The sequence below is a fragment of the Paenibacillus sp. 2TAF8 genome, from assembly GCF_052114825.1.
Lineage (GTDB): Bacteria > Bacillota > Bacilli > Paenibacillales > Paenibacillaceae > Paenibacillus.
On record NZ_JBFRFN010000001.1, the window covers coordinates 1 to 15871 of the forward strand.

Consider the following 15871-nt stretch of genomic DNA (forward strand, 5'->3'; position numbering starts at 1 on the left):
CTATTTAGCCCCCTAGAGAACTTGGACACTAAGAGAGTGTATGCGGTACACTACTAGTGACAAGGGGATGAGGAAGTTGAGACGAAATAAGCATTCAAAAGAATTTAAACTGCAGGTCATCAAAGAAGCGCTGGAAACAGGCAATAAAGCGGCCGTTGCAAGACGCTATGAGATTGCAGCAAATATGCTTCATCGGTGGATTAAAGAGTATGAAACTGGCAAGTTTGGAGAAGATTCGCTGGATGCCGTAACCACCTTAGAATCTAAAGCACTGGCTCAAGAGAATAACCAGTTGAAACATCTTCTTGGAGAGCAGGCTCTTGAAATTGCAATTCTTCGGGACTTAATAAAAAAGAAAAACCCTCATTTGCTGACAAAATTGAAGTAGCCGATTTCTACATCGAAAAGGGATATGCGATCCGACTTGTTTTACGGCTAATCAGCATTCCAAAATCGAGCTACTATTACAACAAAAATGGTAAAGTAGCGAAGAAAATGGTGAGTGAGGGACGCCCAGCCCCCGGTTATTCCTATCAAGAAAGTGGCGTACGTGTAGCCGACGAACAGATTGAAGAATGGCTGATGGAGCTGATTTCAGGCGATGGCTACAACTATGGGTATCGTAAATTAACCGTTGATCTAAAGCGTACGTACAAGTTGATCATTAATAAGAAGAAGGTCTATCGCCTCTGCAAAAAGCTTGGTTTGTTACGCCCCCAACGTAAAATAAAGACAAAGCATCCCAGAAAACTGGCTTGTAACCGAATGATTACAGGGTCGAATCAGCTATTCGAAACGGATATTAAATATGGCTATATCGCAGGTGAAGATCGTTTTTTCTTTATTCAATCCTTCATCGATGTGTATGATCGATCCATTGTTTCCTATCACATCGGACTTCGTTGTGAAGCTCAAGACGTGGTACGGACGTTACAACAAGCCTTGTTGAAGCGCCAGCTATTCGATGCGACTTTAAAACCTGTAGTGCGTTCGGACAATGGCTCGCAGTTTGTTTCTCATGCATTTGAAATGGCTTGTGAGAGCTTTGGGATTCTACATGAACGAATTCCACCACGAACGCCTAATATGAACGCTCACATCGAGTCATTCCATCGGATTCTTCAAGATGATTGTCTATCTCGTTATGACTTTTCCACCTATGGTGAGGCCTATGAGGCGGTCACTGAGTTCATGATCTTCTATAACGAAAGAAGAATGCATTCCAGTATTAAGGACCTGGCTCCTTTGGATTTCTACAACCAGAACCTGATTCAGCCCATTCCAATTGAGGCAGTTCGATTGTAAATTGAAAAACTATGAAAGATGGAGATTAAGAGAGCATGTGTCCAAACTTAAGGGGTTAATCCGAGTCAATAGGTAGTCATGCTGGATATACCGAGTTATATTTCATCAAAAGAAATACTGCTTCATCTGTTGTCTGATCTATACGCACAGTTAAATGAGATCAAATGGATTTTCGGTTGGCCTCTTTGGACACTGGGCCACGATCGTCCGGGACCATAGTTGCAAACCACGTTGCTATTAAAGTGGCGATGATAATTCCGTTATGAGGTAGTTCTGTGAGTATGTAATCTTGTACAACCAAAACCAGAATTGAAATACATAAAACGACCTGGAGTACTCGTCCTGTGGATCGTTCAACATTGTTGGAACGTCCAGAGAACCATTTTAAGATATAAAATATAAGACCAAATAGCAGAAGCGAACCAAGCAGCAGAATTGCAAGCATTTACTGAGCACCTTTCTGTGGAGAAATTGGATAGTATGAGTACCTTCGTATAGAACATATTAGTTTCCTGATTATACCACATTGCATTTCAGAGCTAAGAGTTTATTGATATTACTTTTAAGAGAAAATGGTTATGTCAGTAGAGGCGTTAGTCCTCCTGTTTGACTTGATGCCCCCCCTTTTTAGTTTTCACAGGATATCCTTTGCTTTCCTGCAAGGGGAAGGGTAAACTGGTGCATACGAGTAGGTAGATACAATGTCGCAGCGCGGGATGGATGAAGATGATCTGACGCTGTTATTGTGATTTTTTTCAGATAGATAGATGTGGAGGAAGATGGGTTGGAAATGTTTACGATGCTGCTGGGGTTGTTTGAGCGGGCGGCGCTGCTGATTATATTTTTGTTTTTTCTGTCACGGGTGCCGCGATTCAGGCAGATTTTGCAAAAGGGCAAGTTAAGATGGCAGGAGTACACGGCCTTGACCTTGCTATTCTGTGCGTTTGCCATCTTTGGTACATATACCGGCATTAATGTAGAAGGATCACTCGTCAATGTGCGCATTATTGCTATTTTGTCGGGTGGCATATTGTTTGGTGCACCTGTAGGCATTATTACGGGGATTGTCTCCGGGTTGCATCGGTATCTGATTGATATGGATGGCATTACTGCCATCCCGTGCCTGATCACAAGTATTCTGGCGGGTCTGGTATCAGGTTATATTCACAAATACACCGCTAAATCCAAGCGCTGGATGATCGGCATTGGGGCAGGCATGATTATTGAAGCGCTCACGATGCTGCTGATTCTTCTTTACTCGTATCCTGATCCTCTGGGAGCAGATATTGTTTCAAAGATTGCATTGCCGATGATTCTGGGTGAGGTGAACATTGGTCTGATCGTGCTTTTGGTACAGAGTGTGGAGGGGGAAAAAGAGTTAATTGCAGGTCGCCAGGCCAAGTTGGCATTGGAGATTGCCAATAAGACACTGCCTTATTTCCGCTCTATTGATGAGGATTCGCTCCGTAAAATATGCAAAATCATTCAAGAAGATATTCAGGCCGACGCGGTAGCGATTACGGATACCCGGAATGTTTTGGCTTATGTTGGTTTTGGTGAAGAACGCTATCATATTGGCAATGAAATTATTAGTGAAATGACAAAGAAGACGATATCCAGCGGGGAAATTATGATAAGCAATGATGTAACGGACGAGAAAACCCCCGATATCCACTCGCTACTCATTATACCACTCAAAGAACGGGGCGATGTGACGGGGGCACTCAAAATCTATTATCGCAAGGCCTATAAAATTACGTATCCACTGCAAACGATGGCTGTAGGACTCTCGCAGATTATTTCCACTCAGATGGAGGTGTCTCGTGTAGAGGAGATTAAGGCTGCGGCGAACAAAGCGGAATTGCGCGCATTACAGACAACAATTCATCCTCATTTTTTGTTTAATGCGCTGAATGCCATCGCATCGTCTATACGCACTAAGCCGGATCGTGCGCGGGAACTGATCGTCAACCTCTCAGGTTACATGCGCTACAATCTGGAGCTGTCGGACGAGTTAATTGATATTCATAAGGAACTGGAGCAAGTCCGTAACTATGTCGAGATTGAAAAAGCGCGCTTTGGCAGCAGACTCACGGTTATCTATGAGATTGATGAAGTGGCAGTGCATATTCCAAGTCTTGTTATTCAGCCGCTTGTAGAAAACGCGATTATTCATGGCATTCTGAAGGTCAAAGGTCCCGGAACCGTGCGGATTCGGGTACAGGATCATCCTGATTTTGTACGTGTTAGCGTGAGCGATACAGGTGCAGGCATTAGCGTCGATATTATTGAGAAGGTCTACCATGACCGCATGCCGGGCAACCAGATTGGACTGTACAACGTGCATCGGCGCGTGAAACTAATATACGGAAAAGGTCTAACGATTACAAGGCTGGAGCAAGGGACCGAGATTTTATTTGATGTACCCAAAGGAGATGTCATAACAAAGTGATGATGGAGCGATGAAAGCGTCAGATACAGGAAAGTTGCACGCAGTCGACAAAAGAAGAATGAGAGCACTGATTGTAGAAGATGAAATTCCGGCAAGTGAGGAATTGAGTTATTTGATTCAGGAGCATAGCCAGATTGAGGTTGTGGACTGTCTGGAAGATGGCTTGGATGTGCTTAAGTTTTTGCAGGAGCAGGAAGTGGATGTACTTTTTCTCGATATTAACATTCCTTCGCTGGATGGCATGATGCTGGCTCACTATATTGGCAAGTTTGCACGTAAACCTTACATTGTATTTACGACAGCGTATAAGGAGCATGCGGCTGAGGCTTTTGAACTGGAAGCATTTGATTACATTTTGAAGCCCTATGATGAGAAACGGATTGCAACCATGTTGCACAAGCTGGAGCTGACCTTCAAGCGGGATCAGGAGCAAAGTGAGAGCAGGTTTGGTGAAGTGCAAGGGGAAGAGCAGGCATATCGACGTGTGCAAGGTTATGAATCAGCAAATGGACTTGGAGTGGAACAAGGGTATGCCGAAAGACAAGCTCTGCTTCATACTGGCACATCGCAGGCACCTCAAGGACTGGAGCAGCGACCGACATCTTCTAATTCTCCAGCACAGGCGGCGGATTATCTGACAGGGACACGGGTCAATTTGCTGCGCAATGACAATATCATTGTCACTGATTCAGCGGACATCTATTATGCAGAGGCTCAGGAGAAAGTCACCAAAGTGTATACCAAAAACGGAGAGTTCACGATGCCGGTTAGCATATCGGATTTTCACAGCCGCTTGCCGCAGGATACCTTCTTCCGCTGCCATCGTTCCTATCTCGTTAACCTCTCTCAAATTCGTGAGATTGTGCCTTGGTTTAACAATACGTATCTGCTCCGTCTGCGTGATCTGGAAGCGGAAGTGCCAGTCAGTCGTGGCAAAGTCAAAGAGTTCAGGCAGCTCATGCGTATATAACGGCATTTCATTCCGTATCTGATGCAACTCATGCTCAGAACGGCTCCATGAATCCCCTTTCATGTATGATGGTCTTGTGAACGCATTCAAGTACCTTACCTTGGAATGGTACAAGAGAATGTTCAACATGTTACAGACATCGGCAAAGGGGAGATTACGATGAAAGCAGCTATTTCATCCGCTTCATCAGCATCTAATTCAACAACGACATCATCTATAAAAATGAACCGCTGGCTTATTGTACTGGGTACGATTATTGTACAAATGGGGCTTGGCACCATCTACACCTGGAGTTTATTTAATCAACCGCTGTCTGATCGTTTCGGATGGGACGTCAGCTCGGTCGCGATAACTTTTTCGATTACGAGTTTTGCTTTGGCCATTGCTACTTTGTTTGCAGGACGATTGCAGGAGCGCTGGGGTCTCCAGCGTCTGATCCGTGTAGCCGGGATTGTGCTCGGGGTGGGACTTATTCTGAGTTCCCAAGTTAGCTCTTTAACGCTGCTCTATCTGCTGGCTGGTTTTGTGGTTGGTTTTGCGGACGGTACGGCATATATCACGTCTTTGTCCAATCTGATCAAGTGGTTCCCTGAACGCAAAGGACTGATCTCGGGTATCTCGGTGGGTGCCTTCGGTACGGGCAGTCTGTTGTTTAAATATGTGAACTCCGCCCTGATTGGTGCGGTTGGTCCGGCACAAGCCTTTATGTATTGGGGTATGATCGTGCTTGTACTGGTTGTCGCAGGATCATTCCTGATCCGTGAAGCGGTGGTTCGTGAGCAGTCTCCGGCAAGTGCCAAAGAGGGTTCGGGTGTGAAGACAGCAGAAGTTCGTCATGAGTATACAGTTAAAGAAATGCTTCGCACGAAAGAAGCATATATGCTCTTCGGTATTTTCTTCACGGCTTGTATGAGCGGTCTCTATCTGATCGGCATTGTTAAAGATATTGGCGTGCAGCTCGTAGGTCTTAATGTAGCAACGGCTGCGAATGCGGTCGCGATGGTTGCGATTTGTAACACGGCGGGCCGTATTATTCTGGGGGCTTTGTCGGATAAAGTGGGACGGATGAAGGTCATTGCCGGAGCACTGCTGGTTACAGCTGTAGCGGTCATGACGCTGAGTCTGGTGCCGCTGAACTTTGGAATCTTCTTCGCTTGTGTGGCGGCCATTGCCTTCTGCTTCGGTGGTAACATTACGGTTTTCCCAGCCATTGTGGCCGATTACTTCGGTTTGAAAAATCAAAGCAAAAACTACGGCGTCATCTACCAAGGGTTTGGATTGGGTGCTCTGGCCGGATCTTTCATCAGTGCGTTGCTGGGCGGATTCCATCTCACCTTTATTGTTATCGCCGTACTTTGCGCGGTATCACTCCTGATGGCACTGATTATCACACCTCCGGGCACAAGCCGGCGGGCACGAGCTTCGCATGAAAAACAGATGCAGCTTAATCCGTCTTCCCGGGCAAGCTAAGTTGTAGTTGTATCGTTGTACACGTCCGCGTATACGATCACAACGTCACAGAGACGTTGCGATTAGACATCGCATTGGGTCAAGAACGAATATAAAACCAAGATCAGATTCATGTCAAGCGGTCTCAGATGAGACCGTTTTTTGCTTTTTGAAAAAGCTCACAAATGCCCAAATCCCTCGCTGTCAACTGTAGTAGTTACGTAACGAGGCTGACGTACATCCCTAGATGTGCATTGATACCTCTGCTTCTGTTATACTCAAGGTGAAGCGAAGACAAACTGCGCTTCGATGACGTGGTATCCTGATCCACAACTGCTACACGATTACATTGAAATGATCTATCCCAAGGAGGCATATTCATGAACTTTGTAAAATACACAGAACCGGACTTTGAACATTATTATGCACTCGTTTCCAATGAGGACGTCATGAAGCAGATTACCGAGCGTGCGATTCCGGAGGCAGAAGCGAGAACACAGTTCGATTCCATGCTAGATTATAACCTTCGTTCGATATGTGGGCACTATCGGGTGACCACGCAGGATGATGCAGGTGTGGCCTACGCCAAATTGATTCTGGATGAAGATAATCCAAGCCGGGCAGAGATGGGGTATATGATTCTGCCAGAGCATTGGGGCAAAGGTCAGGGTACAGCCATTGCATCCCGCCTGATTATTCAGGCTCAGGCTGCAGGCATTGAGGTTCTATATGCCGTTATTGATCCTTCCAATGCGGCATCCCGTCAGATTTTGCTTAGACAGAACTTTGAATCGACTTGGGTGGGGGACTATGATGGACTGCCTGGGGAGATTCTGGAGTTGAATCTGAGTCCTAACAGATAAAGACGTTAGATACACATGAAAGTCATGGTAAAACAAGTGCTTTGAATGATTAATGGCTATTCTTAACCTTTTCAGAGATAAAGTATATAGTCTCATTTACATGCTGCAGCCGCTTATAAAGCGGCTTTTTTCTGTGCAATCTATATAAGATAGAGCAGCCCCTAAATTACATGTAAAAGGAGAGCATATGATAAAATCATTGGAATGGATTACGCATCCTCCGTTTAACCCTATTCATAATAAGCTTTATACTCCATTTGAGTTGCTTAAGGGTTTTAATGCGGATGATGCACGAAGTCTATTAGTCACGGCAGATTTTCGGTGTTTTACATATTTTCATCAGCAAGGAGGTACAACTGTCTCAGATCCTTATGCTGCGATGATGGAGGCTGTGCATGATACATCCGTTGTTCGCGAAATGAACGGATTTCTGGCAACGGAGTTACAGGCAGGCCGTCGTCCTGTTGCAATTATGGGAGGACATCGCGAGAAACGCGGAAGCGAAACATATCGTAAAGTAGCACGAATTGCCCAGAAGCTATCAGAGTCTGGTTTTATTGTCGTTAGCGGTGGCGGACCCGGTTGTATGGAAGCAACGCATCTTGGTGCTCTTCACGCTGGACGGTCAGCAGACAGCCTTGAATCTGCAATGAATCGTTTGGAAAAGGAAGCATTCGCTGAATTCCCGCAAAACATGAGCAGTATCATCGGTAAAGATGGGCAGACATTTAATGAAGAATTGTTAAGTAAGCTCCATAAATGGATGCTCCCCGCATGGGAAATAGCAAATGAACTCAAGGATCAACTCAGCCCACTTAATTGCAGTTTGGCACTGCCGACCTGGCATTATGGCCACGAGCCGTTTACTCCGTTTGCTACCCACGTTGCGAAATACTTTCTCAACAGTATACGGGAAGATGTGCTTCTTACACTGGCTTCATGCGGTATCATTTTTTCGGAGGGGCGGGGAGGCACAATCCAGGAAGTGTTCCAGGACGCTGCTCAAGTCTATTACCGTGAGAATGACGCGTATAATAAGGCTCCAATTACTTCAATGCTGTTTCTTGACAGCCAGTTCTGGACAAATTCAGAATCCCTGAATGAAAGGCTGCACATGCCAGTGATGGGTTTGCTTTATCAACTTTTTGTTGGTACGAAAAATATGACAGAAGAGGAATTTAAACGTTATATTCGCGTTGTCGATGATGCTGATGAAGCTGTTAAAATCATTATTGAAAATGCACAATCCGCGAGTCAGGTCGTGCACAAACTTGCCAGAATTGGCATTAGCAATATTGATTCGGAGCTTATGGCTGAAAGAGCAGAAGATTTTGTTAACCAGCGAGGAAACAAGACTGAAATATGATTCATGGAATTTGGAAAAAATGAAGGAACAGTCCCCATCGTGATCCACGAACGACCTGATTCAGAGAATAGAACAAAGTCCCCATAAAAGCTGTTACTCTAGCAGCTTTTTTGTTTTCCCGGTAGAAATTCGTGTAACTTCACGTACCACAGGGTAATGCATAGGATAGTATAAGGTGTCTTGCTTGAGACAGCGTTGTGTTGTATTGCAGGGCTAGTATATCGTGTAAGATACTTCTATAGATAAAAGTGGAGGAGATGACATATGAGTGATTCAACGATGGAACGACTGAATGCCCTGTTGCCGGAATGGCTGGAGACCAGCCGACTGCATACGGGACAGGGAAAAGTAGCCTCCTATATTCCTGAGCTGGTCAAAGCATCGCAGGATGATCTGGGGATACATATTATGGACGCTGAAGGCAACCATATGTCTGCCGGAGATTGTGGTGTTCCTTTTACGATGCAAAGTATCTCTAAAGTGTTCACCCTCATTCTAGCCTTAATGGATCATGGTGAAGAAGCGGTCTTCTTTAATGTAGGAAAAGAACCAACAGGTGATGATTATGATTCGATGATCAAGCTGGAACTGGTTGAACCAGGCATTCCGTTTAATCCCCTCATTAATGCGGGTGCGATTACCGTATCCTCTCTCGTTGGTGGTGACTGTAAGGAAGAGAAGTCCCGCCGTATTCTCGAATTTTTCCGCAAGTTAGCAAATAATGAACGACTGGGTTATAACGAAGATGTTTTTCGCTCCGAATCGGAAAGTGGTCACCTGAACCGCTCCCTCGCCTATTTTCTCAAACATAACGGTGTCATCAAAGATGAGGTAGAAGATGTGCTTGCCGTGTATTTCCGCCATTGCTCCATTGAAGTGACCTGTGCTGACCTGGCTCGCATGGCGCTTGTTCTTGCTTACGATGGAACCGATCCGATTACAGGCGAAGAACTTATTCCCCGTCGTTACGTGCAGATTGCCAAAACCTTTATGACCACCTGCGGGATGTACAATGCTTCTGGTGAATTCGCCATCGAGGTTGGTTTGCCTGCCAAAAGCGGCGTTTCCGGTGGTATTCTGACGCTGGTTCCGGGACAATTCGGCATCGGTGTGGTTGGCCCCGCACTCAATCGTAAAGGCAATAGCCTCGCTGGCGTTCACTTGCTGGAGCGTCTGTCCAAAGAGTTTGACTGGAGTTTCTTCTAATATTAAAAAAGCAACGTAATGGTTACCCTTCTAAGCAGTGGATGAATCAGATTACGGGCATTTTGCTTCTTTTGAACGAGGCGGGGTGCACGAACATCGGTTTATCGACTGCTTTTTTATTACCCTAGAATAATCGTAGGGATTCAGTCCTGTACTACTTAAAGCTGCTGCATCTATCATGGAGGTTCCACAATATAAGCATGTGAAGAAATGCTCATTTACTATACTAAATTCACAATCTCACTCATCCATCCATTCACCTGCCGGTGTTACACCTGTAATGAGATTCATCTGAAGATCCCGACTTCCGTCATCGGTTAACAATTTGAGCGTACGGGCAGGGCGATCCAGTCTAAGCACACGTCCGGTAAAACAAACATCGTCATGCTCATGGAACAGGGTAATGGTAACGCGGTCGCCAAGTACCATAGAGTTACTAAGCAACTGGGACATTTCATCTGCGGCCTGAGCATCCAGGGAGGGGCGAGTGCGAGGAGCAAGCTGCTCCTGGTGAAGAATATAAGCTTCCCGATGTTCAGGAAGCATCATGCGTGAAGATTCAAAAAGTCCGTTTTGCTGCAATTTTTTACTCATTTATAGTGACCTCCAATTTTGTGAGAACGTTCCTGTGCCTGTGCAGATGAGCAGAGGGACGATGCGCGCATGATGGCGGTATCCCCGAACTTGCGCTTGATATCATCCGTGGCTCGTTCCAGCTCTCTCTTGCGTTCGCGGTCGTCAAACCAGGACAGCTGTACTTCTGAATCCGGCACAAGTCCACTGAGTGACACGTTGATGCGCCTTATGGGTAGTCCGTCCCAATGGCGCAGGAACAGAGCTGCCGCCGCATCATATACTTCATCCGTAATGTTGGTCGGTTCATTCACTTTCATCTGACGGGAGAAGCCCGTTGGCCGATCGTAATCTTGTCCGCGACATCCGACCGAAACAACATGCCCCATGAGTGATTTGTCCCGGGAACGCCGGCTGACCAGCTCTGCCAGCTCCAGCAGCACAACTTTGATTTCTTCCCAGGTCTCGTAATCCCGAGGTAGTGTCATCTGGTGTCCGATGCCTTGCTGCTGGTGGGTATATGTCCCGGGTTTCACGGGAGAATCATCCATACCGCGGGCGATACGCCATAACACTTCACCGTTCACACCCCAGCGCTCTTTGAGCCGGGACAGCGGTGTATTCGCCAGATCACCAATCGTATGAACGCCCATCTTGTAGAGATGCTGGGCCATACGTGAACCAACCATGAACATATCGCGTACAGGTTTTTCCCAGATCGTAGAGGGCAGATCTTTCCGTGGCAGGGTGTAGATACCTCCAGGGACTTTTTTGGCATACAGGTCACAGGCCATTTTGCTGACGACCTTGGTATCGCTGATCCCGATCCGAATGTAAACGCCCGTTTCATCCATGACCCGGGACTGAATGCTGCGTGCAATGGTTTCGGGACTACCGAACAGATCCAGGCTCCCGGTGACATCGAGAAATTGCTCGTCGATGCTGTAGGGCTCGACCAGATCGGTATAGGACTGAAGGATACGTGTAATATGAAGGGATACACGAATATATTCGGCCATTCTTGGGCGAATAACGACAACATCAGGACACTTGGCAAGCGCCTCGCCCAGCCGTTCTGCGGTTGTAATACCATAGGACTTGGCGAGAGGACAAGCTGCCAGAATAATACCCGAACGCCTGGCCGGGTCGCCGGCTACAACGAGGGGGCGATCCATGTACTCGGGATGTGCAGACTTCTCCACACTGGCATAGAACGACTGGCAGTCTGCCAGCATGATGACACGTCTGTCTTGGCGGGGCATGATGTTTCCTCTCCTTATCTGCAATTCTTGATGCTGCTCCTGTCGTCTAATCCTTGCAGAGAGCTGTTTATTTACAGTTTTTTATAGTATGGAACAAGTGTTCTCGTTTTATAAGCATATAGGACAATTTCAAATGCGGCAACCGGAATTATTTTGCAAATTGGACACAATTATGTGATTGCCCGATTAGAGTCAATAATTAGGAAATAAGATATAGCTTTTTACATTTAATGTGAGAGATCTGTGACCTACGGGTGATGACTGGTAGTTCATTTTGATTTTTGTAAAAGGGTACTTCATGGACAGAGTCCTATATAGGGGGACTGATGTCCTTTTTTCATTTTCAGCACTTTTCAGAAAACCTTGATGTGACGCGGATTTTCATTGATGCGTTATCAGACTATAGTATCAATTTTGTAATCTTTATGGTTAATACTGTAAAAAAAGCGCAACTTTAAAAAAACACTCGCGTTTAATGGGGTATATGTTTTTCGGGGGAAAGGTGCCTGCATCCGCGTTGCACATAACAATATCAAGCGAAGTTGTGCAGGAACAGCAGTGCATTTATCTGTGCTTTACGGCAGATCATGAATGTAAAAAGACCGCAAACGGAACAGCTACCTTGGTGTGCTGACTGATGGTGCAACTGGCCGTGTATGGGCAGAACGTTCCATATCATGTTTGCTTCCATCAGCCTAGTTACAATGCAGAGGCTTAGCGCTATAGTGAGAACTACACCGCTGACATCTCTACCAAGCGGACATCCGAAGCGGAATGATCGTATGTTACCTGTACGGGTTCATTCTAAACGCATGAACCTGAATCATGGGGAAGCAGGATGCATACTAGAGAGGTGAGCAATCAGAAGTCATGAGCAGACAACGACGAAGACGCTGGTTACTGACAGCTTTGACAGGAGCAGTGGTGCTGACGGGTGGTTTATTTGCCGGATGGCATTACATGCAACCAAAGCTTGTTACGTATACAGCGGAGAACGGCACGGAGATGAAATTCAAAACTGATGGAGACCGGTTCATGCAGTATGGGCCGGATGGAACGTGGAAGGAAATGTTCGTCAAAGGGGTGAACCTGGGGGCGACATCACCAGGGCATTACCCGGGAGAGTTTCCGCTTACCGAGGAGGATTACCTTCGCTGGTTCGAGCAGATTCAGGATTTGGGCGCGAATGTGATTCGGGTCTATACCGTCCACCAGCCGATTTTTTACTCCGCACTGGTCGATTATAATCGTGGCCGGGAGCAGCCGTTATATTTTATACAAGGCATATGGTCACCTGAGGAGGAATTGATCGAGAAGCGGGATGCCTATGCCGATCATATCGAACAGAGGTTCAAGCAGGAGATAGAAAAGGCCGTATCCGCCGTGTATGGGGATGCCGACATTCCTGCCAAGAATGGAGAATCCAGCGGCAAATATAGAACGAATGCAGGGAAATACTTGATGGCCTGGCATGTAGGTACCGAGTGGGACCCGGCGATGGTGGACAACACCAACAAGGTGCATGCAGATGTGCCGCAGTACAAAGGTGTTCATTTTTCCGGGAGCGCAGAGGCTTCACCGTTCGAAAACTGGCTGGCAGAACTGCTGGACTATACGGCGGTTCAGGAGAAAAAGTATGGATGGGAACATCCGATGACGTTTACCAACTGGGTCACAACCGATGTGCTGGATCATCCGGGAGAGCCGCTGTATGAAGAGGATCTCGTCAGTGTGGATGCACGGCATATTATGCCAGAAGCATGGGATGGAGGTTATTTTGCTGCCTACCACGTGTACCCTTATTATCCGGATTTGTTCCATGTTGATAAGACGCTGCAAACGATCAAGGACGAAAATGGCGAGTACAACACGTACAAAAGCTATCTGAATAAACTCAAAGCCGAGTTTTCCGATATGCCTGTAATGATTACAGAGTATGGTGTACCATCCTCGCTGGGGATCTCACATCTGGGCATGGGTGGCCGAAATCAGGGTGGGCATAACGAAGTACAGCAGGGAGACATCGATGCTTCGCTGACGCAGGATATTTATGATGAAGGGTACGCGGGAGCGATTCTGTTTATGTGGCAGGATGAGTGGTTTAAGAAAACCTGGAATACGATGCCACTGGAAATTCCGGCAGATCGCCGGGCTTACTGGCTAAACGTTCTAACGAATGAGAAGATGTTTGGTTTGCTCGCCATGGACCCAGGGAAACAGGAACAACTGACCATTGATGGCAAGCTGGATGACTGGGACAAGCTGAAAGATGAAGAAGTTACGGTCTGGCAAGGGCAAGTGAGTGGTATTCGGGAAATGAAAATGACCCATGATGAAGCTTACCTGTATGTGGGCTTAACGCTGGATCAACCATTTGACCCCGATAAGACCATACTTCGCATTGGAACAGATACGCTTGCCGGAGGCAGTCAGCCAAGCAACATGTTGCCAGGCAAAACGCTAAGTGATGGTCTGGAAACGGTCATTACACTGGGCAAAGATAACGAGTCCCAGGTACAGATTGCGAAGGACTATGATTTCAACCAGCGTTTGTACGGCAAAGATGGGCATAACATGATTCCAGATGAGCAACTCAAGTTAACCGATCCGTTCCATCCGTGGGAAGTGGCAGTCAGTCTGAAGATGACACCGCCGAATACTCGTTCGGCGCATCCCTTCATGGCTGAGAATGTTGGCACGTTGAAACGGGGGACGACAGCTCCAGGACAGACGGACACTGATTCGTTAACAGCCTGGCAATATAACGGCAATCAGGTGGAGATGCGAATTCCGTGGATGCTGCTTGGTTTCGGTGATTCAAGCTCCTTGCAGGCGATTAAGTACGGACCTTTGAAGGATGGACGTGAGTTTTCTACAACTACGGTTGAAGGCATTACTTTGATCCCGTGGCTGACAAATCGTTCCACGAAACAGGTCTCCTGGCCTGGCGGCGAACAGAACACATTGGATTTGAAAACCTTACCCGTCTACAGCTGGAAATCTTGGGAACAGGTCAAATATAGCGAAAGACTAAAGCTAAGCTATAAAAAAATGCAGCAGAGCTACGAAAAAATGCCTAGTTTCCGGATCGAATAAATAAGATTTATTTAGGGATGAAAATCGTATGAATTAGGCAATTCCTCAATGGAAGAAACAGCATAGAACATCATAAGCGAGTATAAAAGGAGGACTTTTTCACATGTTCCAGAGTTTAGCTTTGGCCTATTGGTTTTTGATCGCCTGCATTGCACTTGTGATTGTAGGCGTCATCGTTCTTTTTGCCATGAAAATGTCCCACAACGGCAAACGACGCAAAACTGCTATGTATGAAATGAGGCAACGAGACTATTTCACGTATTTGCAGACCGCATTGACGGAGAACAGCCCACTCAAGCTGCCGCCGGGCAAGCCTGCTCCACTAGAACGGCGGGTTATTCAGGACAAGTTGATTGAATGGATTGAACAGTTCAAGGGAGAGTATCGTGATAAGCTGATTCAATTGTGCCGGGAGGCCGGATTCGTTGAACACGATCTGAAAGAGCTGGGCCGTCTGCGTTACGGACGTCAAATTGATGCAGCATATCGTCTGGGAGGCATGCGCTGTCCCGAAGCGGTTCCGGGTTTGATGGAGCTGCTTAAGGATGAGAAGCCAGGCCCGATGGCCATCATGATTGCACGTTCGATTGCGAGATGTACCACCCGGCATGGCGAGTTGAAAGATATGCTTGCCCTGCTTCTAACGAAAGGGAAATCGATACATCATCTGGCTGCAGATATCTTATTGGAAGCGAATCTAGATACGAGTCGTGTGCTGATCGAACTGCTAGAAGATCGCAACCCTGATTTTGTCAAAGTAGGACTTGTAGCGATGTGGGGACAAGCGGTGCCTGAAGTCATGCCTGCACTCGACAGACTCGTCCGAGCAGAGCATCAGGATGTGCGTGCCGAAGCAGTGAAGCTGTATCTCAGCGCAAGTCCGGCACTTAAGGATGAGACGATTCTGAAGCTGATCCAGGACACAGATCCGGAAGTCCGCGCGGAAGTGGTACAGGCGCTCGGCTCGAAGCATGCATCAGGCAGCATTCCGCTGCTACGCAAAGCACTTCGTGATGAAGACTGGAGAGTTCGCTACAATAGTGCGGAAAGTCTGAGCAAGCTGGGCGAACCGGGATTCGAAGCTTTGTGTCAGGCAGCGGTGCAAGGAACGGGTGCAGAGCGCGAGATTGCCATGCAGCAGATTGAGAGCACGATGCAGCATTCAGGAACCGACCATAAGGCGGTAGAGCAGATGATTGCACATAACAAAAAAAGACTGCTGTACGAACGTTATTTTGGCCCAGTGCGTGGCGAAAACCGTACAACCAAGAAACGCACAGGCGTTGCAACAGTAGGAGGGGATTACACTGCTTAGAGATCTATTGCTAA

12 protein-coding genes are annotated in these 15871 nt (G+C 46.8%); 10 read left to right on the plus strand and 2 right to left on the minus strand.

The genetic code is table 11. The features are described 5' to 3' along the window. The first annotated feature begins 67 nt into the window (after positions 1-67). From AB4Z30_RS00005 to glsA, 8 genes are all read left to right on the plus strand, one after another. Positions 68-388: a transposase gene (locus tag AB4Z30_RS00005; protein WP_441922061.1), complete on the plus strand. Its 321-nt coding sequence runs from the start codon at positions 68-70 to the stop codon at positions 386-388. A gap of 11 nt (positions 389-399) precedes the next feature. Then, the gene (locus AB4Z30_RS00010; protein WP_441922809.1) at positions 400-1305 is read left to right on the plus strand and encodes an IS3 family transposase; all 906 of its coding nucleotides are present in this window, start codon (positions 400-402) and stop codon (positions 1303-1305) included. A gap of 799 nt (positions 1306-2104) precedes the next feature. After that, complete coding sequence (locus AB4Z30_RS00015; protein ID WP_441922811.1) at positions 2105-3757, plus strand: LytS/YhcK type 5TM receptor domain-containing protein; 1653 nt, start codon at positions 2105-2107, stop codon at positions 3755-3757. Between the two features lie 58 nt (positions 3758-3815). Beyond that, a complete protein-coding gene (locus AB4Z30_RS00020) occupies positions 3816-4727 on the plus strand; it encodes a LytR/AlgR family response regulator transcription factor (RefSeq protein WP_441922813.1) in 912 nt (303 codons plus the stop codon). A 222-nt stretch (positions 4728-4949) separates the two neighbouring features. Continuing rightward, on the plus strand, positions 4950-6197 hold the full coding sequence (locus AB4Z30_RS00025; protein ID WP_441922815.1) for an L-lactate MFS transporter: 1248 nt from the start codon (positions 4950-4952) through the stop codon (positions 6195-6197). A gap of 359 nt (positions 6198-6556) precedes the next feature. Continuing rightward, a complete protein-coding gene (locus AB4Z30_RS00030) occupies positions 6557-7039 on the plus strand; it encodes a GNAT family N-acetyltransferase (protein WP_441922063.1) in 483 nt (160 codons plus the stop codon). A gap of 187 nt (positions 7040-7226) precedes the next feature. Beyond that, positions 7227-8405, plus strand: a complete 1179-nt coding sequence (locus tag AB4Z30_RS00035; RefSeq protein ID WP_441922065.1) for an LOG family protein — start codon at positions 7227-7229, stop codon at positions 8403-8405. Positions 8406-8669: 264 nt separating this feature from the next. After that, positions 8670-9611: a glutaminase A gene (gene glsA / locus AB4Z30_RS00040; RefSeq protein WP_441922067.1), complete on the plus strand. Its 942-nt coding sequence runs from the start codon at positions 8670-8672 to the stop codon at positions 9609-9611. 240 nt (positions 9612-9851) lie between these two features. Here glsA and AB4Z30_RS00045 read toward each other — a convergent pair whose 3' ends face one another. Then, positions 9852-10205 carry a YolD-like family protein gene (locus AB4Z30_RS00045; RefSeq protein ID WP_441922069.1) on the minus strand — a complete coding sequence of 118 codons (354 nt, stop codon included), beginning with the start codon at positions 10203-10205 and terminating at the stop codon, positions 9852-9854. Then, positions 10202-11446 carry a DNA polymerase IV gene (locus AB4Z30_RS00050; protein ID WP_441922071.1) on the minus strand — a complete coding sequence of 415 codons (1245 nt, stop codon included), beginning with the start codon at positions 11444-11446 and terminating at the stop codon, positions 10202-10204. Before AB4Z30_RS00050 ends, AB4Z30_RS00045 begins: the two co-directional genes overlap by 4 nt. A gap of 870 nt (positions 11447-12316) precedes the next feature. On the opposite strand from AB4Z30_RS00050, the gene AB4Z30_RS00055 reads away from it, so the two are divergent. Next, positions 12317-14542, plus strand: a complete 2226-nt coding sequence (locus tag AB4Z30_RS00055) for a hypothetical protein (RefSeq protein ID WP_441922073.1) — start codon at positions 12317-12319, stop codon at positions 14540-14542. A 103-nt stretch (positions 14543-14645) separates the two neighbouring features. Then, positions 14646-15857 carry a HEAT repeat domain-containing protein gene (locus tag AB4Z30_RS00060; RefSeq protein WP_441922075.1) on the plus strand — a complete coding sequence of 404 codons (1212 nt, stop codon included), beginning with the start codon at positions 14646-14648 and terminating at the stop codon, positions 15855-15857. Positions 15858-15871: the final 14 nt, after the last annotated feature.

Bases quoted from the DNA above. Each gene is read 5' to 3' on its own strand.
- AB4Z30_RS00005 (WP_441922061.1), top strand. From the start codon at position 68: ATGAGGAAGTTGAGACGAAATAAGCATTCAAAAGAATTTAAACTGCAG.
- AB4Z30_RS00015 (WP_441922811.1), top strand. From the start codon at position 2,105: ATGCTGCTGGGGTTGTTTGAGCGGGCGGCGCTGCTGATTATATTTTTG.
- AB4Z30_RS00020 (WP_441922813.1), top strand. From the start codon at position 3,816: ATGAGAGCACTGATTGTAGAAGATGAAATTCCGGCAAGTGAGGAATTG.
- AB4Z30_RS00025 (WP_441922815.1), top strand. From the start codon at position 4,950: ATGAACCGCTGGCTTATTGTACTGGGTACGATTATTGTACAAATGGGG.
- AB4Z30_RS00030 (WP_441922063.1), top strand. From the start codon at position 6,557: ATGAACTTTGTAAAATACACAGAACCGGACTTTGAACATTATTATGCA.
- AB4Z30_RS00035 (WP_441922065.1), top strand. From the start codon at position 7,227: ATGATAAAATCATTGGAATGGATTACGCATCCTCCGTTTAACCCTATT.
- glsA (WP_441922067.1), top strand. From the start codon at position 8,670: ATGAGTGATTCAACGATGGAACGACTGAATGCCCTGTTGCCGGAATGG.
- AB4Z30_RS00045 (WP_441922069.1), bottom strand. From the start codon at position 10,205: ATGAGTAAAAAATTGCAGCAAAACGGACTTTTTGAATCTTCACGCATG.
- AB4Z30_RS00050 (WP_441922071.1), bottom strand. From the start codon at position 11,446: ATGCCCCGCCAAGACAGACGTGTCATCATGCTGGCAGACTGCCAGTCG.
- AB4Z30_RS00055 (WP_441922073.1), top strand. From the start codon at position 12,317: ATGAGCAGACAACGACGAAGACGCTGGTTACTGACAGCTTTGACAGGA.
- AB4Z30_RS00060 (WP_441922075.1), top strand. From the start codon at position 14,646: ATGTTCCAGAGTTTAGCTTTGGCCTATTGGTTTTTGATCGCCTGCATT.